The sequence below is a fragment of the Verrucomicrobium sp. BvORR034 genome, from assembly GCF_000739635.1.
Lineage (GTDB): Bacteria > Verrucomicrobiota > Verrucomicrobiia > Verrucomicrobiales > Verrucomicrobiaceae > Verrucomicrobium.
In genome coordinates, this window is record NZ_BATQ01000008.1 from 48,119 (window position 1) to 70,288 (window position 22,170).

The 22,170-nt window shown below is 62.9% G+C and carries 15 protein-coding genes; 7 read left to right on the forward strand and 8 right to left on the reverse strand.

Annotated elements, in window-relative coordinates; translation table 11 throughout:
* Positions 1-2: 2 nt before the first annotated feature.
* From BV034_RS01300 to BV034_RS01325, 6 genes are all read right to left on the reverse strand, one after another.
* Positions 3-587: a hypothetical protein gene (locus tag BV034_RS01300; RefSeq protein ID WP_050023332.1), complete on the reverse strand. Its 585-nt coding sequence runs from the start codon at positions 585-587 to the stop codon at positions 3-5.
* 82 nt (positions 588-669) lie between these two features.
* Positions 670-1,701 (reverse strand): radical SAM protein, encoded by a 1,032-nt coding sequence (locus tag BV034_RS01305; protein ID WP_265592504.1) that lies wholly within the window; start codon positions 1,699-1,701, stop codon positions 670-672.
* Positions 1,698-3,587, reverse strand: coding sequence for a hypothetical protein (locus BV034_RS01310; RefSeq protein WP_050023335.1), 1,890 nt, complete (start codon positions 3,585-3,587; stop codon positions 1,698-1,700). Before BV034_RS01310 ends, BV034_RS01305 begins: the two co-directional genes overlap by 4 nt.
* Entirely contained in the window at positions 3,584-4,642 is a 1,059-nt protein-coding gene (locus BV034_RS01315; protein ID WP_050023337.1) for a hypothetical protein, read from the reverse strand. Before BV034_RS01315 ends, BV034_RS01310 begins: the two co-directional genes overlap by 4 nt.
* Before the next feature lie 141 nt (positions 4,643-4,783).
* On the reverse strand, positions 4,784-6,367 hold the full coding sequence (locus BV034_RS01320) for an AAA family ATPase (RefSeq protein ID WP_050023339.1): 1,584 nt from the start codon (positions 6,365-6,367) through the stop codon (positions 4,784-4,786).
* 472 nt (positions 6,368-6,839) lie between these two features.
* Complete coding sequence (locus BV034_RS01325) at positions 6,840-7,472, reverse strand: DUF4412 domain-containing protein (protein ID WP_050023341.1); 633 nt, start codon at positions 7,470-7,472, stop codon at positions 6,840-6,842.
* A 138-nt stretch (positions 7,473-7,610) separates the two neighbouring features.
* Here BV034_RS01325 and BV034_RS01330 point away from each other — a divergent pair, with 138 nt between their 5' ends.
* The gene (locus BV034_RS01330; protein WP_050023343.1) at positions 7,611-8,087 is read left to right on the forward strand and encodes a hypothetical protein; all 477 of its coding nucleotides are present in this window, start codon (positions 7,611-7,613) and stop codon (positions 8,085-8,087) included.
* A gap of 20 nt (positions 8,088-8,107) precedes the next feature.
* Here BV034_RS01330 and BV034_RS01335 read toward each other — a convergent pair whose 3' ends face one another.
* On the reverse strand, positions 8,108-9,847 hold the full coding sequence (locus BV034_RS01335) for a hypothetical protein (protein WP_265592505.1): 1,740 nt from the start codon (positions 9,845-9,847) through the stop codon (positions 8,108-8,110).
* 548 nt (positions 9,848-10,395) lie between these two features.
* Between BV034_RS01335 and BV034_RS01340 the strand changes: the two genes are divergently transcribed.
* Positions 10,396-11,784, forward strand: a complete 1,389-nt coding sequence (locus BV034_RS01340) for an NPCBM/NEW2 domain-containing protein (RefSeq protein ID WP_050023347.1) — start codon at positions 10,396-10,398, stop codon at positions 11,782-11,784.
* 116 nt (positions 11,785-11,900) lie between these two features.
* Here the strand turns inward: BV034_RS01340 and lpxD are convergent, their stop codons facing one another.
* Positions 11,901-12,947: a UDP-3-O-(3-hydroxymyristoyl)glucosamine N-acyltransferase gene (lpxD, locus tag BV034_RS01345; protein WP_050023436.1), complete on the reverse strand. Its 1,047-nt coding sequence runs from the start codon at positions 12,945-12,947 to the stop codon at positions 11,901-11,903.
* Between the two features lie 173 nt (positions 12,948-13,120).
* Here lpxD and BV034_RS01350 point away from each other — a divergent pair, with 173 nt between their 5' ends.
* From BV034_RS01350 to ptsG, 5 genes are all read left to right on the forward strand, one after another.
* Complete coding sequence (locus BV034_RS01350) at positions 13,121-14,254, forward strand: putative zinc-binding metallopeptidase (protein ID WP_081887504.1); 1,134 nt, start codon at positions 13,121-13,123, stop codon at positions 14,252-14,254.
* Between the two features lie 238 nt (positions 14,255-14,492).
* Positions 14,493-14,795 (forward strand): RNA-binding protein, encoded by a 303-nt coding sequence (locus BV034_RS01355; RefSeq protein ID WP_050023351.1) that lies wholly within the window; start codon positions 14,493-14,495, stop codon positions 14,793-14,795.
* Between the two features lie 1,136 nt (positions 14,796-15,931).
* Positions 15,932-17,653 carry a carbohydrate porin gene (locus BV034_RS01360; protein ID WP_050023353.1) on the forward strand — a complete coding sequence of 574 codons (1,722 nt, stop codon included), beginning with the start codon at positions 15,932-15,934 and terminating at the stop codon, positions 17,651-17,653.
* 77 nt (positions 17,654-17,730) lie between these two features.
* Positions 17,731-20,346, forward strand: coding sequence for a phosphoenolpyruvate--protein phosphotransferase (gene ptsP / locus BV034_RS01365; protein ID WP_050023355.1), 2,616 nt, complete (start codon positions 17,731-17,733; stop codon positions 20,344-20,346).
* A 1-nt stretch (position 20,347) separates the two neighbouring features.
* Positions 20,348-22,126 (forward strand): PTS glucose transporter subunit IIBC, encoded by a 1,779-nt coding sequence (gene ptsG, locus BV034_RS01370; RefSeq protein ID WP_050023361.1) that lies wholly within the window; start codon positions 20,348-20,350, stop codon positions 22,124-22,126.
* Positions 22,127-22,170 lie beyond the last annotated feature (44 nt).

A 22,170-nucleotide genomic window follows, 5' to 3' on the forward strand; every position in this document is an offset into this window, starting at 1 on the left:
GATTATTCGCGGGTGTATTTGTCGGCCGATTCCTCCGCCGCCTTCTTGGCCAGCGCCTCGCGAATGGCCCGGGCCCTCAACTCGGCAGCCCGGGCGGCAGCGATGACGCGGGACCGTTCCGTGGCACTGAGGCTGGTGAGGCGGTCCTGTGCCTGGGCGGGTGACTCGCCCTCTGGGCGGAAGTCCAGCCGCGCCAGGGTGATGCGGGTGATTTCCTCGCTCCGGTCCGGATCGGTGAGGAATGCATGGGCCACTGTCTGCTCCGCCAGATCACGGGCCGTGCCTTCCAGCAGGGGCAGGAGGGTCCCGGCACTGAACCGGTGTTTGATGAACCACTCATCCGCTGCCAGCCAGGTAAGCAGCAGGGTGACAGCCAGCCGGTTGCGGTCCCGGGAGGCGTCCTTGCCGGTGAAGGCCGCCATCTCGGAGGGTGTGGGGGCGGCACCATGCAGCCGCAGCAGATCTGCCACCACGGAGTCCACATGCACTCGTCCCTTGGAGCCGATCTTCGGTTCATCCAGAAACTCAGCCGGCGTCTCCGCGAGCCGGTGCAGCAGGGTTTCGAGTGGAGGGCCTTCGTGGGTCATGGGGGAGAGAGAAATTATGAATTATGAATTATGAATTATGAATGCGGAATGCGGAATGCGGGGCGGGAGGTTCGGGCTTGGCTCACAACCCGTAAGTCCCAACTTTGACCTTGGCCGTTGTGAACTTCGCACACACTTGGGTGCTGTGACAATCCTCGCACGCGGCGGCACGATGACCGTTGCGAAGCTGACGAAAGCGGTCCGGCAGGGACAACAGATCGCCTACAGTACGCAATGCTGAGATGGGCACGCCATAGGCCTCCGGGGTGTAGCTGCACGGCGCGATGCGACCGGCTTCGTCCACGAAAAGGAAGCTCTGCCCCGGGTGGCAGTCTGCCACGGACAGATGGCGGCCCTGGGCGGTCATGGCCAGCCGCTGCAGGTAGGCGGCCCCACCCAGCAGGTGTACCCCTTGATCAGCCAGTCGTTGTTGCCAGCCAAGCCAGCGGTCGGCCAGCCAGTCCACCTGGGCGGGGAGGAGCCGGTGGGCGGGGTAATACTCCGGCCGGTCCAGGCCGCCGAGCTGGTTGCAAGTGATTTCCTCGATTCCCCAGTCCGCGAGACTCTGGCAGAGAGCGGGAAAGGCGGTCACTGTTTCGCGAAAGAGCACCACATTCGCCCGCAGCAGGGGGCCTTGGCCCGTCAGGTTCTTTTGTCGCGCCAGCGTCTGCACGCCCTCCCGCAGACCGTCATGCAGACCGGATTGTCCGCGCAGGGCATCGTGCACCGCCGCAGTGCCGTCCACGCTCACGGTCAGCTCCGCATAGTATTCCTGAAGGTGCGACTGCACCTCCGCGCGATGCAAGGTGGTGCCGTTCGTCGTGGTGCTGAGGCGCAGGTGCAGATCATCCCGGCAATGGCGGGTGAGCGCCTCCAGCGGCTTCCACAGCAGCGGTTCCCCGCCCAGCCAGCTCAGCAGCACCGGGCGGCCCGTGACTTGGGACCAGGCGGCCAGCACGGCGGCAAAACGGCGTATCTCAGCCGGATCCGCCACACCCCGGGGGCGCTCCAGCCGGGCGTCATAGGCGCAGAAAGGGCACCGCAGATTGCAGCGCTCAGTCACACGCCACACCACCACCAGGGGATCCTGTGAAACTGACGCCAGCGGGTTCACAATTGGATCGGAGGGCGGGGTGCGCCGTGGCCGGCGGTCCCGCTGGTGAAGGTTCGAGGTTTTACCGAGCGGGTGACCTGCTGACCCCGGCCGTAGTGCTGCCGGCTGAAGGCCCGGGCAAAGGCCACCAGATCCTCCCAGGTGGCCACCCGGTGCACGTTCCAGCCTTGTTCATCGCGCGCTCTTTTGATGGCGGCAAACGAGGCATAGGTTCCCGCATGCTGCTCCCAGTTCTGGGCCAGGTTCAGCACCATGGTGCCGCCGCCGCGCGCCTTCTCCAGCGCCATGGCACTCACATCCCAGCCGGAGTTGCCCTTTTCATCCTGTTGGAAGAGCGTGTCCACCCCATCGTCTGAGATGATGAGGATGTGCGCAGGCCGGGCATCCGGCGGACGTGGGCCAAAGGTGTCGCGGAGCTGGTGGATGGGGAAGGCCGTGCCGCCGCCGAAGTAGCCGGTAAGCACGCGCAGGATGGACACCTCATCCCTCACAAAGCCCGGGGTCGTGGTGTATTGCTGCTTCCAGCTCCACAGGGTGGCCTGTACCCGTGCGCCGGTGCGCAGGGCGGAGAGGCAGATGATCGCCCCCGCCAGCGCCGGGTAGGAGATGAGCATCTGTGGATTGGCCATGGAGCCGGAGCTGTCCACATAGATATCCAGATCCAGGGGTTCCTTGCGCGGTTCCACCCCCTCGCTCTCGCCCCAGATGCGTTGCACCGTGGTCACGCCGGGGATGACCTTGGGGCTGATCAGCACACTTTGCATCCAGTCCAGGGCATCCATGGGATCGCCCAGTGCCCAGGGCTCCAGCCCCTCCGGCAGGGGATCAGAACTGCGGGGCAGCTCCCGCGTGGGGAAGGGGATGAGGTGGGGCAGCGCCTGTTCGCGGTAATAACGCACTGCAGCATCGTGATCACTGATGGGCACACCGGCTGCGCGCAGGATTTCACCATATTCAAACGGCTGCCGTGCCTGACCCCGCGCCTGCTGGTTGGCGGGCACCATCGTGGGCAGGACGTCCCCTGCGACCTCGGTGTCTGCGTCCGCTCCCATGGACTCGCCGTTCAGCTCCGGATCCAGCGCGGGATGGATTGCACCCTCCTTTTCGCCCGGTTCCATTTCGGTGAGGCCGGTGATCTCGCCACCCACGGCTGCGCCCTTGGTGTCGAAGAACTTCGCCAGCAGCTCCTGGGACTTCTTGTCCTCCAGCAGATGCGGCAGGAGCAGGGCGGCAAAGCGGCCGCTGCCCTGCAGCCAGTCCCGGGAGTACACGCGGATGAGCCGCGCCCCCAGCCAGGCATCGCCATCGCTGCGGTCATCCACCGTGCCCGCCAGCGACCCGCGCTCCAGCCGCCAGAGTATTTCATAGATCCGCATGTAGAGCTTCCACACTGCGCCATCGGCGGAGCCCTCCTGCTGTTTGCGGATGCGGCGGTAAACCTCGTCCATGCGCAGGCCCGCGCTGCGTTGCAGGCGGTCGTTGATGAGGAGATCCGTGTACAGATTGGCCACCATGGGGGCCTGGTGCTCCAGGGTGGGCAGGCCCCAGCGCATGCGGGAGAGCATGCGGCCGTGGTCGGTGAGGTTGGCCGGGGCCAGCACGTGGTGGCCGATCTCGTGGGCCAGGATTTCGACCCCCAGGTCCGACACATCGGAGGCCATCACCTCTGCCAAGCTCACCACCACCGCCTGATCCGCGAGGCGGATCATCGCGAAGCTGCCCGCGAGCCCCTCGCGGCGCTCCTCGTCCGGCGTCACGCAGAGCCGGGGCGGGCTCAACCGGGTGAAGCGGCTCCATGCCTCCAGCGCGGCCGGCCATTGTTCCTCCCACCGGAGGCGCAGGGCCTCCAGCTGTTGGGGATCGAACCGATGCGGCTTGCGTTTCATGGTGCGTCGTCTTCTCCTCCATGGCCCGGCACCGCGTAGAGCAGCACCGCATGGGTCAGCGCGCCGGTGATGGCCACGGTGTGGTCCAGCCGGGCCACACTGGTCACGGGGCCGATGTCCGCGGGCACTTCCACGCCGGCCGGTACCTGTGGGATCTGCGGGCGGGCGGCGGCCAGCTCCTCCGGAGTGGCCCGGTGGAAGGTCGCGCCAAAGGCATCCGCGGTGAGCAGCCAGCCATCATTGCCGCTGCGCACATAGAGCTGGTCCTGTGCCACCACCAGGCGCGGTGGTTCAGGAAACAGGCCGCCGAATCCGCGAAAAGCCCCAGTGCGCCGTATCAGCCGCGAGGTGCTCGGGTCCCTCCCGTTGGAATGGCCTCTGCCGTTGTTTCCCAGTCCCCGGGTCCAGCGCCCGTCTTGCAGTCGCTGACGAATCTCTGGCCAGGTGGAGATGTCCGGCGCGTGGGATGCCGGATAGCCGTTGGAGGTCTCAGGCATGGTCAGCGCCGCCAGCGCCAGTTCGGGAGGCAACGTGTCCGCCACCGACAGCGCGCTCTCCCGGTAGTGAGCCAGTCCGCAACGCCAGGCCGCCACCTGCCCCGCTTTGAGAAAGGTCTCGGGCGATTCTGCCAAGGGGGCGAGACGGGTCAGAATTCCCAGCCAGTCCTGTGGCCGGGCGCCGGGCACGGTGCCCAGTTGATGCGCAGCATTGCTCAGGGCCCCGATAACCTCACGAGGCGCGGCCATGACATGAGTCAGTGCGACGGGCAGCCCTTCTTCCCAGAGCCGCTGGATCCACGGGTGCCGGGCCTGGGCTCCCACCAGTCGTTGGGCCACCAGCTCCAGGCCCACCTCATAGCCCGCCTGCGCCACGGCCACCGCTGCCTCCGGGTTCGTGGAATGCACCTTCACCACCAGCGGATCCAGCGTGATCTGCAGGAAGTTTGAGAACGACTCCGCCTCCAGCGCCGGGAACTGTTTCTTCGCCAGCGCGTACTGGGCGTTGAACTCCTCGCGACCGGACTTGAGGATGGCGGTGAAAACGGCGGAGATCATGGGGGAAAGAGGTCCATTCTGTTTAACCACAGAGACGCAGAGAGCACAGAGGAAGGGAAGATTTTTGATTCAACGACTCGCCCGCATCCCGGTTCACTGAATCACTGAGCTACTGAATTACTGGTTTACCGAATGACTGAATTACCGACTCTTCAACCAGCGCAGGTAGTTCGTGTACCGTTGGTGCAGGTACTTCAGCTTCAGCATGTCATCGTAGAGATGGCCGTACATCTTGTTGCCCCGGGCCCAGTCGGTGATGAGGCGCTCGATCTTCACCAGGCGGGAGGCCACTTCGGATTCGCCCACCCCGTCCAGGCCCACGCGGAACTCGCTGGCCAGCTGGGCCACGGGATCGTCGCGATCCAGGTTCAGGCGGTCGTACTCGGCGCAGCTCAGGTCAAACACCCGGCGCAGCCAGCCCACGCGGTCGGAGCGGAAGGCGGTGTTGCCCGGGCTTTCGAAGAACGGCGCATCCACGTCCTGCACCAGCTTGTCGAACAGCACAAATGGCAGGATCTGCCGCAGGTCCTCCAGTTCCACTTCGGGATTCCCACGGAAGTAGGCGATCGCCTTGGCGTAGTGGATGATCGTCATGAGCGCGCGAACAGAGAGACCGTTGCGCGTCTGGCAGCCCAGGTCCTTGATCTTGTCACGCCCCGTGTCGCGGGCGGTGAGCGTGGCCCATTCCACCCCGGCAAGGCGGGCGGTGTCTTTCGTCTTGTACTCGAACTGTTCGCCCGCCACCTCGCAGAACTCAAACTGGCTGGTGAAGAACTCCAGCCGCCGCCGCACCTGTACAGGCAGCGCCACGGCACGGATCTCATCCTGCAGACGGTCGATCTCCGTCTCGGTGAAGATGATCTGCTTGGGCACCACTTCCTCGGGGCGGATCCTTTCCTCGATCCGTGTCACCAGATCGGACAGGAAGCGGGGGTTGAAGGCCAGCGCCTGCACCACCACGTCGATACGGTCGCGCAGCGCCTCGATGACCTGGTACGTGCCACCGCCCTGGTCGTCGTTCGCCGTCAGGAACCACGCCGCTTCCGGGCACTCATGGATGTGGTCCATGATCTCCGCGTAGTTGTCGCCCATCACCGTCAGCAGGGCGCTCTGCGTGCGGGTGGGGATGCGGTTGTATTCGTCGATGATCTTCACCCGCATGTCCAGCCACCCGCGCCAGGCGATCCGGATGTCCTTGATGTCCTGGGCATTCACCAGGTCGGCTGGCAGCGGATTGCCCAGCAGATCGGCGATGGTCATCTGCGGATGTCCGTGCAGCATGGCCCGTCGGACCTCCCGCACCGGGTAACCACCTAGCACTCCCATGAGCAGCGCGCTCGCCGTCTTGCCCCGGCCCGGTCCGCCGATGAAGAGGCACTTGCGCCGCGTGGCGAAGGTCAACAGCGGTAGGAGGACGAAGCTGGAGTAGCTCTGCGAGGAAGGGAGCGTCAGCCGGCTCTTGGAGTCCCCCAGCAGGAAGGAGCGGGGCGGCTCGGTGTTGTACTCCACATCATAGTGCGGGCTGATGATCGCCGTGTTGACGATCCAGAAGTACGCCTGCCGCAGCTTCTCATCCAGCGGCAGCCCTCCACCTGTGCCGGTCGCGGCGGTGTCGGAGACCGGCCCCCGGTAGAGATCAGCCACATCAAACTGCCGGCTGACCGGGGCGGTATGGGGGTTCGTAGGAGCCTGGGACAGGCGCTGAAAGAGATCTCGCAAGGCCATGGGGAGTCAGTTGTCGAGGGGGGCTTGGCGTGAAATGCCGCGCCGTGGGGGCGCGGCAGGCACGGCAGAATTCAACACGGAACGGCGGGCGGAGGCAAATGGGAAGCGTTGCTTCTCCTACATCGCCCAAGGTCTGTGCGACCCCAAGGAGCGGCGGTTTGTGCTTCAAGCACAACCGCCGGAGGTGGCCGGAGGAATGTCACCCTCAAGTCAGACCGCAGCGATGGGGTCGCATACGGCGAAGGGCCGTTGAGGATCGCTCACTCCGCTTTCCCTCGGCGGTTGTGCAAGCACAAACCGCCGCTCCTTGGGGCTGCCAGACCAAGTGAGGACGCCCCGGGCAAGGTAGAAGAGCCGTCCCGGCTCTTGGGAGCGCTGGGTGAGGCGGGGGCAAGAACCGAGACGGTTCTTCTACACTGGCTGCATGCGAGCGCGTCAACCAGGCCTGCCCCCTTCAGGCCTCAACCTCACCTCACTGGCGGCTCACCGTGTACCCGGCCGGAGCCTTGAACACATCCGCCGGTATTTCCTCGATCTTCACAGACTTGATCGTGACGATGCCCAGGTACTTCGGGCCCACGGTGCTGGTTTTCAGGATCAGCCCGTCCAGTTCCTTCGGCGTCTCGGGCGCACCACTGGCCGGCTTGATCGTGGCCATCTCGGCCTTGATCTTGTCATAGTCGGGATACGACTTGGCCACCCAGAACGTGGATTTCATCTCCCCCATCTCCATGCTCACGACGTTGCATTCGTAGCCGTTCACCTTCTCGGTCATGCCGAGCACCTTGTACTTGGGGGTGGGCAGGTTCGGAATCTTCGGCGCCGCTTCGCCCTTGGGCTGGCTGATCACCGACACCATCTTGGCCGGGTGGATGATGGTCATCACCTCTCCCGCCTTTGTGTCCGCAATCGTGGAAAGCTCCTCACTGATATCCGTCCGGATCATCCCATTCTGAATGCGCATCGTCGTCTGGCTCGGCGCCTCCGAGCCCTCCATGGTCTGTTCCATGATCAGGCCAGCCTGGGTGGCGGCCGGGGTCAGAAGCGCGGTGGTTGTCAGGGCGAGCCCGAAGAGAGGGGAAAGGAACTTGTGGGTGTGAGTCATGCTGGATGCATTTGGGTTGAGACCAGATTGTGACGGAAAACCTCAGCTAACATTGCCTGCAAAAATGACGCAATCGACAAAATGATTGCTCGTCAAGAGCGAGATCCAGTAGCGTATGCAGGTCTTCCACTCGTTGTGATGAAAAAACTCCTTTTTAGTTTGCTGCTGGTTCAACTGACAGTCCTCCCCTCCCAGGCCCGCCTGGGGGAAACGAAGGCTGAATGCGAGAAGCGCTACGGAACGCCGACCGAATCCGGCCGCGAAGATGGCACGTTCTCTCATTTGAAAAACGGGGTGACGATCATCGCGAGGTTCCGAGAGGACAAGTGTGTCTCCATCACCTATCGCAACTCGGCGAGACCGTCAGCTGGGTCGGCCACGCCATTCACCAACATCGAAATTGGCATCCTGAGAGCTGCCAATGAAGGCGGGCAAATTTGGGAGCTTGTGCCTCCCAGTGCGCCGGAATCTGTCTGGGAAACGACGACCCCTCCCGCAAAAGTCGCACGTCTGAGCTCCAACCACTCCGTACTCAACTTTACCACCAAGGCAGAGGAGCTGCGGTTAAAAACAGAGAAGGCAGAGAAGGAGAAGGAACGGCTGAAGGATTTTTGATGGGCGAGGAACTGGCACCCCTACAAGTCGGATCGCACGGCTGTCCGCAGCGTTGGTGAAGTGTTGCCAACATCAGTTCTCCCGGGGAACTCATACCGCGCCCGAGAGCCGTCCTCCCAGAGGCAATCGAGCTTGCGTTCAGAGGTGAACTTCGCCTGCAGCAGTTGGGCGACGTTGAGGTCATCCAATTTCGCTTCATCTGTCAATGGCCAGCCCCGGACTGAGGGCGATGGTGCAAAACGCCAGTACTCGGGTTGTCCGCCAGGACCGATCACCACGAACTCTGCGGACAGGTGATCGGACCTTCCTGTGAGAAAACGCCAGGGTCCTTGGCCGAGGACATCGTCTTTCCCTGTAAGAGCGACGACTCGCGGACTTCCCGGATGCAGGATCAACCTGGCCACGGTGTCCCCGTTTTTCGGGGCACGGACAATGCGGACCTCCGAGGTGCCGAGGGGAAGGGAGTCGATGTAGGGATAGGCGTTGATGCCCGATGTTCTGAGTTGCTCGACGGTCAGGGGAATGGGACCCCAGTTCTGCAAATGATGGGGGATCAGCTCACCGGCGGAGGTGATCAACGGGACCTGTTCGCCAGCAGGGGAGGCTTGGTCCAATACCTCGAACCGATCTGGCGGCTGGCCTCCATGCTCGTTCCCTTTGATGCGGGAGAAACTCCGGATGCCCGTGAACCGGGTTTCCCAAGGTTCATAGGTGGAGGAGGAGCCCACGGCAATGCCAAGGAGCGTGGAGTATAAGGGAGAGGTGGCAAAAGGGGTACAGGCGGTTTGGTGCCACTCTTCCTGAGTTTTCGTGAAACTCTGGTAGTAGAGCGTTCCTCGTTCGTCGCGCCGCAGGAGGGCGACCTGGCGATCCGTCGCAAAGCCGACAGAAGGCGTTTGCCACGTCGTCAAGAGATCCATGCTAGAACCGCGTTGGAGCACTTCTGGGTGGCCGCCATCGGGTAGCCAGACCAGCGGCTCCTCGGGCTCTCCTGGTTGAGTGGGGGCGTTGATGATGTAAATCAAGCCATTGTTCAGCCGACAGTACTTGGAGACTTTCAGATCATAGCCAGGAGACGGTAGTGCGGGTTTCGTTCCATCCAGGGGCAAGCCAAGATGAGTCACGTCGATCGCCGAACCGCCCGGCTCCCGGGAGGCTTTCAAGGTGTGGGTCTCCTCCTTGCTCACCGTTACCAACAGCGGAGGCTGCGAGGAGGAATAGGTCAGCTCCAGTTCCCGGGCCGACTTGAGGGTGATCTTGCGATCCCTGGCGTGTGTGACCTGATGCAGCAGGGCTGATACGATGACGACGTTAGTTGGAGTGGATGCACCGGGCTTCCACGCAAGGAGGAGATGATGCGAGTGCTCTTGCTCAAGCAGGGCCAGAACCTGATCGCCTACGCGGTTTACGGTGATGAGGTGGCCAGGGAGTGGGCTCGCATAGTTCCCGCTGTATCGCGGTGGATTGTCCCAAAGCCGGATCGTTTTGCCCTCAGGGGAATGATAGATGAGTTCGCCCCGAAAGCCTCCGAAATGCTCCCTTGCACTCAGAACCACCTTTCCGCCGCCAGGGAGGGGCATCTCGGTGGAGCGGGGGCCTGAGGCGTCTGCGGATGGCGGGGCCGCTGGAGGAGGAGTTATAGCAGGCTGCGAAGACGGCTCTGCCGCAACGGCAGGTGGAAGCAAGGGACTGGCCAGGACGCAGGCGCAGCCAACCAGGGAGAGGAGGGATTTAGGGGGCATGGCGTGGAGAAAAAGCATGCCAGTGCCGTAAGGGGAATGCCAGCGCGAAATGCAGTGGGGTGGGAGTGATGAGAGAGGGCGACGGTTTGTAGAACTCGCTTCGGAGTTCCCAGCTTCTTGGCAAGCGTACCCAGGGTGGCGGCTCGTGCCTCGCCTGACCCTGGGCTTGGTTGTATGACGCCTTTGGCGTCGGGTCTGGAGACGGCTGACGAGATAGCGCGGATCGGATGCTTACGAAGTTCTTCGCAAGGACACGTTGCTGTCACCCCTCGCGGGGTGAGAGAACGGGGAGCAATCCGGGGGTATCGCTACGCTCAACCCCCGGCTAAGGGCTGGGATGCCTCCGGCATCGAATGCGGTCGTGTGCCCACATACGGCGAAGGGAATTTGGCGGTCAATCGCTCCGTTTCCCATAGGCGGTTGTGCAAGCACAAACCGCCGCTCCTTGTCCTGGCGGTGATCAACGGGGATGCTTTGGTTCTCAGGCACTTGATCTGACGCTGGCGATTCCTCTGAGAAATCCACGAGCGAATGCGTTTCATCCCGGCGCTTGTGAGCATGGATCTATGAACTTGGGATTCTGCCCGCGACTGCTCGCCCTGGCCTGCCCTTCCACCATGAACGCCTTCTCCAGCCTCCTCAAGAGCCGCTTCTGCTGGCTTGCGCAGACCCTTGCCGCCCTCGGCACCGCGTTCCTGCCGCTCTCCGCTCACGCCTGGGGGGAGCCGCATCTGGTCATCACGAAGGCGGCCACGGAGGTGCTGCCTGACTGGCAAAAGGAACTGCTGGGTCCCGAAATGGAAAAGCTGGCCAGCAAGTACTGCCTGATCCCTGACGAGGTGTACACGGACAAGGAGAACGCCAAGTACGCGGCGATGCCGGAGACCAGGCCGGGCGAGGTGTACCTGCTCAACCTGCACCTGCCGGACGCCTCCCAGGCGGTGAACCTGGACACGCTGCGTTATTTCATGGGCCGGGCGGTGGCGGCGCTCAAGGCGGGGCAGACGACCGATGCGGCCAAGTACCTGGGCACGATCTGCCACCAGGTGGAGGACTACGGCAGCCCTTCGCACACGGTTCCGGGTGATAACATGTTCACCCTGCTCACCCAGTTCCTGCCGCCGCCGGATGACATGAAGGGGCAGCCCATGCATGGCCCGATCGAAAACGGGACGCTGGAGGTGAAGATCCCCGGTTACAAACCGCAACTGCTGGGCTTGAGCGTGGAGGAGGCTTCCTGGCGTCTGCTGCATCGCATGCACGAGGGCATCCTCAATGCCCGGCAGACCACCATCCCCATCCTGCAGGCGCTCTATGCCAAAGATCCGGAGACTGTGAAGACCTGGCAGATGAAGGCGGCGGTGGTGGACGCCCAGGTCACGGCGGATGCCCTCTACACCGTGCTCTGTCTGGGGCAGGAGCGTGGCGAGCCTGCCGAACTGACCGCGCTGCGCGATGTGGATATCGCGGGCTTCTTTCCCATTGAGGCGGTGAACCTCTACTACCCTCAGTCGCAGTTCGCCGGCTCACCGAACTGGGGCTGCGCCCGCAGCGGTTTCCTCATGGAAAAAGGCACGCGTCCCGTTCCGCTGACGCTGAAGGCACCTGCCGCCACGGGTGACGCCGCAGCGACAGAGACTCGCGAACTCGCCCGGGGCATCAGCGTGGTGATGGGCAAGACCTTGACCTTCCCTCTGCCCAAGAACGTCTATGGCCGTTTCACCGTGCTGGCTGGGTTACACCCTGAACTCGGAGCCAAGGGAAGGGTCGAGTTCACGGTGCTGGGCGATGGCAAACCGCTCGCCAGCGTCACGGTCAACGGCACCGATCCCGCCCAACTCATGACTTGCGACCTTGCCGGTGTTTCGTCCCTGCAACTTCTCGCCAAAGCCCGCGGCCTGGATCCCAAGGCGAACTACGCCATCTGGGGAGAACCGAGGCTCAGTAAAAGGTGATTCGGTAATTCAGTAGAACAGCAATTCAGTAAACCCGCGGGCCGCTTGTCGAGTGTACCTTGAGATTACGTCTAACGCACTGGTTGACCGTTTTACTGAATTACCGAATCACAGAATCACTGAGTTACCGTTTCCCCGTTCTTCCGTGCTTGTTCAAGGTTCCGGACGCGTTCCATCAGCTCGGGGAGCTGGCGGCCGGCAACCATGCGGCGGCGTTCTTCCATCACCGGGGTGGCGGGGAAGCCCATGTAGGTTCCTGAACCGGCGGGGAGGTCCTTGGTCACCACGGTGCGGGCGGCAAGAGTGCACTGGGAGCCGATGCTGACGTGACCGGCAACGCCGGACTGGGCGGCGATGACGACGTAGTCACCCACCCGGGAGCTGCCGGCGATGCCGCAGCCGGCGATGATGATGCAATGCTTGCCCACCACCACGTTGTGCGCGATCTGCACCTGGTTGTCGATCTTGGTGCCTTCTCCAATCCAGGTGCGGCCAAAGCGGGCACGGTCCACGGTGGTGCTGGCACCGATCTCCACGTCATCGTCGAGCTGAACGATGCCGGACTGCCGCACCTTCCGGTGGCGGCCGTCCTTGAACACATAGCCAAAGCCGTCGGCACCGATCACGGAGCTGGAGTGGAGAACGACGCGGTCACCCAGCAGGCAGCCTTCATGAACGGTGGAGTTGGCGTGCAAGCGGCAGTCTTCGCCCAGTGAGGCGCCCCGGCCGACGAAGCAGCCGGCTCCGACTACGGAGCCATCTCCGATGTGCACCCCGTCTTCGATCACCGCATGCGGGCCGATCTTCACTTTATCCAGATTCGTGTCCACGCAGTTGCCCACGACGGCGGAGGCGTGGATCCCGGGGGTGAACGTTTCAGGCTGGAGGCCAAAGCGCTCTGTGACGGTCTCAAAGGCGACCGAGGGATTCTGAACGCCCAGACAAACCACGTTTTCCGGGAACTCGGTCCAGTCCAACGGCATCAGGACGGCGGTGGCCTGGGTCTGTTCCAGCAGACGGCGATAGCGCATGTCGCTGAAGAAGCTCAGATCACCTGGACCCGCCTCCTTGAGCGAGGCGAAGCCCGAAATGCGCGTGCTGCCGCAACCGGACAACAGCTGTGCCGGAAGAAGATCCATGAGGTCCGACACGGGGATGTTCATCGCCCCATTTCGCATAGTCACCGGCATAAGATAGGGATTTGACAGCAAAAGTGTATCAAGAGTTCATCTTGGAGGATTGAGAAACGGGTTGCGCATTCCGGCACAGGGCGGAAGGAACAGGGAGCCACACCGGGGTTTGCGCCTGCCGGGACGCAGCCGGCCCTTGCCAGTGGATGAGAAGAGATGGCCATGCGGTCATCGCCAGGGTGATGATCCGGCTTTTCTGTTCTGCCTGTCTGATGCAACGCTTCCTCTGCCCCTGTGGCAACACCCTGTTCTTCGACAGCACTTCGTGCCTGGCCTGCCGCCGCCCGGTGGCCTGTGATCCGGCACGAAAGGCCTTCGTGGTGCTGGAGTCCACTGGACCGGCCCCCGCACGATTGTGTGCCAACGGCGTACAATATGGCGTGTGCAACTGGCTGGCCATGCCCGGACAGCAGGGGGGCTTGTGCCTCTCCTGCCAGATGGACCGGATGATCCCCAATCTGGGTGACCGCCGCAATGTGATGCTGTGGGGCAAGGTGGAGGCCGCCAAACGACGGTTGATCTTTGAGATGATCGGCCTGGGCATTCCCATGACGCCAGGCGGGCGCAATCTCTTTGACGGGCTGACCTTTCGCATCGTCAGCACCCGGCTGGACTCAGGCGTCACGATGGGGCATCTGAACGGATTGATCACAGTGAATCTGGAGGAGGCGGATGACACCTATCGCCAGATCAACCGCCAGACTCTGGGTGAAGAAAGCCGCACGCTTCTAGGGCATTTCCGTCACGAGAGCGGCCACTTCGTGTGGCAGCAGTGGTTTGATGCCCTGCCGTGGAATCATGCGCACCGGCTCGCATTCAGGGAGTGCTTTGGGGATGAGCGCCAGGATTACAGCTGGGCATTGTATCATCACTATGCGGTGGGGAACGCCTGCTCTCCGGACAACTTCATCAGCGCCTATGCCTCCTGCCACCCATGGGAGGACTGGGCGGAGACCTGGGCCCACTATCTGCAGATGATGGACGGCCTGCAGACCTTTCACAGCCTGGGGCTGGACTTGTCCCAGCTGACGCTGACCTGCGACCAGTTCGAGCCCACAACGGTGGCTCTGCCCGGGGTGCTCGGTGTCCGCAAGCTGGATGATGCAGAATTCCTCCTGAACCTTTCCGCGTGGTTGCAAGTCGCGGCGGTGCTCAATGAACTGTCTGCCAGCGCAGGACAGCCGATGCTCTATCCCTTCGTGATTGACGGAGGCGTGGCCCGCAAGCTCCGGCTCATCCACTATTTCGTCCAAACCTGTCGCCAGGGGGTGGGACGATGACGCAAAACAGGCCCTGTTAAAGATGATGAACCTGAGCTGTTTCCAACTTCGCAGGCATTTTAGTCAAAACTAATGCTATCTTTCGCCTGGAAGAGGACGATGGTGCGCCAGCTAGAACAGCTGTCCAATCAAAGGCATGGTAGGTCACCCTGATGAACGTTGTGTTCGTGAGTGATTTGAAACCCGGAAAACTCGGGAACAGTCCAAGACGCAAGCAGAGGGTCCGAGCACCAATACTATGAACACCAAAATGTACGTCGGCAACCTGCCATGGACTGCTACTGAAGATGACGTCCGCAGCCTTTTCTCCGCCCACGGCGAAGTTCGAGAAGTCAACATGCCCACCGACCGCACCTCCGGGCGCCCACGTGGCTTCGCGTTTGTCACCATGGACTCCGCTGATGCCATGCAGGCGGCCATCCGCGCTCTGGGCGGCAAAGACTGGATGCAGCGCAAGCTGGAGGTCTCTGAGGCCCGTCCGCGTACGGACCGTCCCGAAGGCCAGTTCAGCGGCAGCAAGAGCGGCGGCGGTCGCTGGTAAATAGGAACTGGGGGCAACAACCCGTCCCCTTTCGCATGGGAGGCTGTCATCAAGCATGACACCTCCTTTTTTTCCGTTCACAGTGCCCCATGGGCCCTGACGATTGATCGATCAAACCAGATGGGGCGATCCTCCCGGTGGGCGATGCCGAACCGGAAGCCGCCAGCGGCACACGCCCATCATGAAACACTTCCGCGTCTGGTTCATCTGTGGACGAGTTTGTCTGCATGACGCTGACAGCTACGCGGAGTCCGCGGGTTGCGTCACGTTTTATCGCGGACCTCAAAGCACTCCCAGCGCCTGCCATGTCATGGCAATCATTGACCGCATTGAGGAATCAGAATCCGGCTTTCCTTTTCCCGTGACTCCGTGTCCCGAGGTGGAGGGGCATATGAGGCCGCCGGTGTAGTGCGCGGCAAGCGGAGCGCTCGCCCTACAGCATCGAGGGCGGAGAAAAGCAGTACAGAGCTTTAGCTCGTCAGTCGTGCCAGCTTGGCGAGAGACGGAAGACCGGCGGACAAAAGACGCTAGACATGAGGGACCTGCGCCTTCTGCAGAGCAAGCTCTCCGCTTGCCACGAGCGACACGTCGCATCCAATACCTGAAGCGCTGGACTACTTTCAGCCGCCGCTGCGGGCGTAGTCCGGTTGTCCCAACCGGCTTGGGGAGCGAAGCGGGAGATGTGCTGTGGTGATGAGACGTGATAGCCGTCTGCCGGCTCAGGGGCAGCGCGTCCAACCGGGACAGAAATGTCGCTAGTTCCTTTCACTGATCAGCACACCCAGCGTGTGACCTGGAGGGCGGGCGCTCCGCTTGCCACGAAAGTCCCTTGATGAGGCAACCGAAGCGGTCGCCCTACAGGAGCGCAGTGATAAGCTGAGGTGAAAAGTGAAAAGCACATGGGCTGGCCAGTTCATGAGAAGCTTGGCCCAGCCCGGAAGCGCCTCGTTGTGCGTGTCCTCTTTGGCGCGAGCTCAAGTCTTCCATCTCCCGCGCGGCGGGCTCGCTCCTTTTGTCACGGCATCTGACATCCTGCTTGCCAGAAAACCGCCCACCGGAGTATTTTTAATTTTGTCCATTCCAATACATCGGTGGACATGGATTAGCGATTGACGTGAGAGCCACCCCTGAAGTTCATGTCTTCTCTTCGGAACAAGCCATCTCTTGCCACCCGCGCTGCGGCCCGTGCCGCCCGGATGTTGCTCATCCTTGGCCCCTCCGCCGCGCTGGCGGTGGAGGTGGACCCGGAGCAGCTCAAGGCGCTGATTCAGGCGCAGGTGGAGTCCCAGCTCCGCGAGGTGAAGGCGGGCTACGAGTCGCGCATCGACAAGCTGGAGGAACGTATTCACGTGCTGGAAGGTGACAACGCCCGGCTCAAACGGGAAACACCTGCGGGGCCGGTGAGCCAGAGTCAGACCACTGAGCTGGCCCAGATGAACGAGCGCATCAAGGAGCTGGAGCGTGCGTCCACGCAGCCGTCGCCAGAACTGCTGGCCACCACGCGGCGTGCCCAGACCAATGCGGAAGCCATCGAATCGATCAAAGCCAGGCTGCATGACAGCGCCACGGAGTCGCGGGAGATCTATCGCGATGCCTCCGGGTGGTCATTGGATCCCTCCAAGCTCTATGATCTGCCCTCGCCCTTTGAATTCCACGGGTACCTGAGGTCCGGCTTTGGCATGAATGGCGAGGGCGGGAAGATGGAGGCCTTCAAGGCTCCCGGGGCGGGGGCGAAATATCGCCTGGGCAATGAATCCGACACCTACGGCGAGCTGGGTCTCACCCACAACTGGCTGCGGGAGGATGATCCTCTGGAGGCCCCCTATGTGCGGACCACGGTGATGCTCTCCTACAGCAGCACGGAGAATTTTACCTATGACTCGCTGAACAACCTGGATGACGGCAACGACATCGCGTTGCGACAGGCCTTTATCGAGGGCGGCAATGTCATCCCCGGCTATCCGGACATCCGCTTCTGGGGGGGCCAGCGTTACTACCGCCGGCATGACATCCACATCAATGACTTCTACTACCTGGATATGAGCGGCTATGGCGGTGGCGTGGAAGACGTGCCGCTGGGAGACTTTGGCAAACTGGCGCTGGCCTGGATCGGAGGCAGCGTGGATGACTACGTCACGGACAATGGCGATGTGGCCAAGCAGAACCTGGATCTGCGCATCTACGACATCGATGTGCCGCTGGGCAAGCTCTCGCTGTGGTTTGATCTGGCCACAACCAAGGGCGGGGAGGTGCGCAACATCGCGAACCCCGATGGCAGCCGCATGTCCATCGACAGCTCCAACGGCTGGGCGGTGGGCCTGATCCACCGGACGGGTGAGGAGGCCTTCCTCGGCGGGTACAATGAGTTCACCGTGCAGTATGGCCAGGGCGCGGCCTACAACTTTGCCAGCACGCTGGACTCCTCCGGACCGGACCTGGACAGCGCAGACCGTTTCCGGGTGACCAACCATTTCACCATTCAGCCCTCGCCGCACTTCTCCATGCAGGCGCTCGGGCTCTATGAAGAAACCGACTACGGTGGGGAGGACTCTCTGGAACGCTGGAGTTCCCTCGGCATGCGTCCAATCTATCACTTCAACGACCGCTTCAGCGTCGCATTGGAAACCGGGGTGGACTGGGTGCGCAGTGAGCCGCAGGATACGGAGGGCCACCTGTGGAAGATCACCCTCGCCCCACAGATCTCCATGGGCGGCAAATTCTTCAGCCGGCCGGTGCTGCGCGGTTTCGTGACCTACGCGAAGTGGAGCGACGGGTTCCGGGGACGCATTGGCGGCGATGCCTATGAGAATGCGACAGATGGCCTTTCCTACGGCATTCAGGTGGAGGCCTGGTGGTGAAACGTGGGGCATGAGGCGCGCGGCCTGTTGAACGCGAGGCTCGTACATACGGTAGCAAATTCTTTCCTCATCCGGTCATGGCCACCCTTCGCTTGCTCGCACCCCTGTCCGGCCAGACGTGGCCGATTGAACGCATCCCTGACCCTGTCTTTGCCCAGAAGATGGTGGGTGACGGCATCTCGATCGATCCGGTGGATGCGGTGTTAAAGGCCCCTTGCGACGGTGAAATCATGACCCTGCACGCCGCTGGCCACGCGGTGACCCTGCGCACCGCAGAGGGCGCGGAGGTGCTCATGCACATCGGCATCGATACCGTTGCGCTCAAAGGCCAGGGCTTCACGGCGAAGGTCAAGGTGGGCGACAAGGTGCAGACCGGGACGCCGCTCATCGAGTTTGATCTCGACTTCATCGCCACCCATGCCCGGAGTGTCCTCACCCAGGTGGTGATCGCCAACAGTGAACGGGTGGCGCGATGGGAAAAGGCTTCCGGCAGCGTGGTGGCGGGCCAGGACGTCCTGTTGACCCTCGAACTCCATGCGGCTGTCGAAGGAGCGGAGGGGAGTGAAGCCGCGCCAGTCACCTCAGAGGCCATCCTCATTCCCAATGCCAGCGGGCTGCATGCCCGCCCTGCGGCGGTGATTGCCAACGTGGCCAAGAGCTTCCACGGCACCGCCATCAAGCTGCAGGTGGGTGAGCGTCAGGCCAATGCCCGCAGCGTGACCTCCATCATGGCCCTGGAGGTGGCCCGTGGGGACAAGGTGCATGTCATCGCCAGTGGCGCGCATGCCGAAGCCGCGGTGGCGAAGTTATCCGAAGTGCTGGCCCAGGGCAGCGGTGATGAAGGCTCTGCACCGGCACCGGCCCCCGCCTCCACTACCGTGGCCTCCACCTCCGCACCGTCAGAGGCTTCGCGGAGGAAGTCAGAGGATCCCGACGTACTGCTCGGCGTGGCTGCCTCGCCAGGCCTGGCGGTGGGAGAGATCTTCCAGGTGAGACATGCAGAGATTGCCGTCACTGAAGAGGGCGAAGGGGTGGATGACGAGCGCCGCCATCTGAGCGCCGCCATCGAGACTGCCAAAGGTCAGCTCGGGGCCATCCGCGCCCAGCTTCATGCGAAGTCGGATGCGGCCAAGGCGGCCATCTTTGCCGCGCACGAAGAGCTGGTGTCGGACCCGGATCTGCTGGAGATCGCCGAGTCCGCGATCTCCAAGGGCAAGAGCGCGGCCTTTGCCTGGCGGGCGGCGGTGAACACCCACGCCAACCGGCTGGCAGCCCTGCGCAATGAACTGCTGGCCCAGCGCGCCAATGATGTGCGCGATGTGGGGCGACGGGTGCTGGCGCTGCTCACCGGGGCGGAGATGCCCCGGCTGGAGTATCCGCAGAATGCCATCCTCATTGCCGAAGATCTCACGCCTTCCGATACTGCCTCGCTGGATCGTGCGCGGGTCATGGGTTTCTGCACCGTGCGTGGTGGTGCCACGTCCCACGTGGCCATCCTCGCCCGCTCGCTGGGTCTACCCGCCCTGGCTGGCACGGAGCCCGCGGTGCTGGACGTGCGCAATGGCACGGCCGCCATCCTGGATGCGGGCAAGGGCACCCTGCGTCTGCATCCCAGCTCTGAGGAAATAACCCGGATCCGTGCCGCGCAGGATCGCGCAGAGCTCAAGCGTGAGGAGGATCAAGCCCATGCGCATGAACCCGCCATCACGCGGGACGGCCACCGCATAGAGGTGGTGGCCAACATCGGCGGGCTCAAGGATGCGAAGAAGATCGCGGGTCTAGGCGGTGAAGGTGTGGGCCTGCTGCGTTCGGAATTCCTCTTCATGGAGCGCTCCGATGCTCCCACCGAGGACCAGCAGTACGAATCCTACCGCGCCATCATCGAGGCGGTGGGCACAGACGGCCCCGTGATCATCCGCACCCTGGATGTGGGCGGGGACAAGCCGCTGACCTATCTGCCCATCCCCAAGGAGGACAACCCATTCCTGGGCGAGCGGGGTGTGCGCGTGGGGCTGGACCGCCCTGAACTCCTGCGCACCCAGCTGCGCGCCATCCTGCGGGCCGCGCCAGCAGGGAAGAAGGTGAGCGTGATGTTCCCCATGATCGCCACCCTGGGCGAACTGCGCGAGGTGAAGGCGATCATGGCCGAGGAGGCAGAGCGGCTGGGTCTGCCCACCATCCCCACCGGCATCATGGTGGAGGTGCCGGCGGCTGCCGTGATGGCCGCGCAGTTTGCCAAGGAGGCCGACTTCTTTTCGATCGGCACCAACGATCTCACGCAGTACACCCTGGCCATGGACCGGGGCCATCCCAAGCTGGCGCCCAAGGTTGACGGCTTGAACCCCGCAGTACTTCAACTCATTGCCCTGACCGTGCAGGGCGCACATCGGGAGGGGCGGTTCGTGGGCATCTGTGGCGGTCTCGCCAGCGATCCCCATGCCGTGCCCATCCTCATCGGCCTGGGCGTGGATGAACTGAGCGTGAGCCTGCCATCCATCCCCGCCATCAAGGCGCAGGTCCGTTCTCTAAAGCTTGAGGACTGCCGCGTGCTCGCGCAAAAGGCTCTCGCAGCGGGCTCTCCAGAGGAGGTGCGTGCGCTGGTGGGTGACCCTGACGAACGTCCAGTACCTCCCCAAGGTTCGAATCCCTCTGCCGCTCCTTCGGCACGAGAACCAACCCTAGCCGCCCACTGACATGCCCTCATTCAAACACGCCTTCTCGCTGTTACAGAAGATCGGCAAGTGCATGATGCTGCCGGTCTCTGTGCTCCCCGTGGCCGGCATCCTGCTGGGAGTTGGCAGCGCGAATTTCTCGTGGCTGCCGGAGATCGTCTCCCAGATCATGGCGTCCTCGGGGAACGCCATCTTTGCCAATCTGCCGCTGCTGTTTGCCATCGGGGTGGCCATCGGCCTCACGGACAACGATGGCGTGTCCGCCCTGGCGGGCACCGTGGGGTTTGTCGTCTTCCTCGCCGCCATGGGCATCTGCGCGACGCTGCGCGGCATTGAGGTCACGCCTATCATGGGCATCCCCTCCATCGAGACCGGCGTCTTTGGAGGCATCATTGTCGGGCTCATTGCGGCAGCGGTGTTCAACCGCTTTTACAAGATCCAGCTCCCCAGCTACCTCGGTTTCTTCGCCGGGAAGCGCTCGGTGCCCATCATTACGGCCTTTGCCGTCATCATCGCGGGTGCGGTGCTCAGCTTCATCTGGCCGCCCATCGGCGGGGCCATCAAGGCCTTCTCCAACTGGGCCGTGCATGGCCAGCCTGCTTTGGCGTTCACGATTTACGGCGTGGTGGAGCGGGCGCTCATCCCCTTTGGCCTGCATCATGTGTGGAACGTGCCCTTCTTCTTCCAGGCAGGTGATTTCCAGGATCCTGTATCCGGTCAGGTCGTGCATGGGGAGATTGCCCGTTTCATTGCCGGGGATCCCACGGCGGGCAACATGACCGGCGGCTATCTTTTCAAGATGTGGGGCCTGCCTGCCGCCGCGATCGCCATGTGGCGCTCTGCCCGACCAGAAAACCGGGCCAAGGTGGGCGGCATCATGATCTCCGGCGCGCTCACTGCCTTCCTCACCGGCATCACTGAGCCCATCGAGTTCGCCTTCCTCTTCGTCGCTCCGGTGTTGTATGGCATCCACGCTGTGCTGGCCGGGCTGGCCTACTGCCTCTGTGTGCTGCTGGGCATCAAGCACGGCTTCACCTTCTCTCACGGCCTCATTGACTACGTGGTGTTGTTTCCCAAGTCTCATGGGGCCCTCTGGCTCTTTGTCCTGGGGCCAATCTGGGCCGTCTTGTACTACAGCGTGTTCACCTACGCCATCCGGAAGTTCAACCTCATGACCCCGGGGCGGGAGGTGGAGGACGAGTCGGTCAAAGCCGCCCGGGCCTCCGGGGCAGACAGCTTTGCCCTGCAACTTGTTCGCGCCTTGGGCGGGCGTTCCAACATCGTAAACCTGGATGCCTGCATCACCCGCCTGCGCGTGCAGATGGCAGATGTGCATAAGGCGAGCCCTGAGAAACTCAAAGCCCTGGGGGCCGCTGGCGTGGTGGTGGTGGGTGACGGCGTGCAGGCCATCTTCGGCACCCGCAGTGAAAACCTGAAGACGGAGATCCAGGAATACCTCAAGTCCGCGGGCCCCGAGGCGGATGAAGTGGAGACCGCCTCACCTGTGAAGGCCGCTGCAGCCCCCACCGGCCTGCAGCCAAAACTGCGTGATCCAGACGCGGCCCGCAAAGTCAGCGCCTACATCGCCGCCCTCGGTGGCAAGGCCAACATTGAGCGCGTGGACGCTTGTGCCGAGACTCGCCTGCGCCTCGTGGTACAGGATGAAGGCCGCATCAACGAATCCGCCCTGCTCCAGGAGGGCATCGGTGCCGTGATCAAGCTCCCCGGGCGTACGTTGCACCTTCTCGCGGGATTGAACGCGAATCAGTATGCGGCCGAGATGCGCGGGCAGATGGCGTGAGGCCGCTGCGCGGGAGACACAAGACTTGAGCTCACGCACTCGAA

Coding starts and splice junctions, on each gene's coding strand:
- BV034_RS01350 (WP_081887504.1), top strand. CDS start 13,121: ATGAGAAGAGATGGCCATGCGGTCATCGCCAGGGTGATGATCCGGCTT.
- BV034_RS01360 (WP_050023353.1), top strand. CDS start 15,932: ATGTCTTCTCTTCGGAACAAGCCATCTCTTGCCACCCGCGCTGCGGCC.
- ptsG (WP_050023361.1), top strand. CDS start 20,348: ATGCCCTCATTCAAACACGCCTTCTCGCTGTTACAGAAGATCGGCAAG.
- BV034_RS01300 (WP_050023332.1), bottom strand. CDS start 587: ATGACCCACGAAGGCCCTCCACTCGAAACCCTGCTGCACCGGCTCGCG.
- BV034_RS01325 (WP_050023341.1), bottom strand. CDS start 7,472: ATGACTCACACCCACAAGTTCCTTTCCCCTCTCTTCGGGCTCGCCCTG.
- ptsP (WP_050023355.1), top strand. CDS start 17,731: ATGGCCACCCTTCGCTTGCTCGCACCCCTGTCCGGCCAGACGTGGCCG.
- BV034_RS01320 (WP_050023339.1), bottom strand. CDS start 6,367: ATGGCCTTGCGAGATCTCTTTCAGCGCCTGTCCCAGGCTCCTACGAAC.
- BV034_RS01315 (WP_050023337.1), bottom strand. CDS start 4,642: ATGATCTCCGCCGTTTTCACCGCCATCCTCAAGTCCGGTCGCGAGGAG.
- BV034_RS01335 (WP_265592505.1), bottom strand. CDS start 9,847: ATGCTTTTTCTCCACGCCATGCCCCCTAAATCCCTCCTCTCCCTGGTT.
- BV034_RS01340 (WP_050023347.1), top strand. CDS start 10,396: ATGAACTTGGGATTCTGCCCGCGACTGCTCGCCCTGGCCTGCCCTTCC.
- lpxD (WP_050023436.1), bottom strand. CDS start 12,947: ATGAACATCCCCGTGTCGGACCTCATGGATCTTCTTCCGGCACAGCTG.
- BV034_RS01310 (WP_050023335.1), bottom strand. CDS start 3,587: ATGAAACGCAAGCCGCATCGGTTCGATCCCCAACAGCTGGAGGCCCTG.
- BV034_RS01355 (WP_050023351.1), top strand. CDS start 14,493: ATGAACACCAAAATGTACGTCGGCAACCTGCCATGGACTGCTACTGAA.
- BV034_RS01330 (WP_050023343.1), top strand. CDS start 7,611: ATGAAAAAACTCCTTTTTAGTTTGCTGCTGGTTCAACTGACAGTCCTC.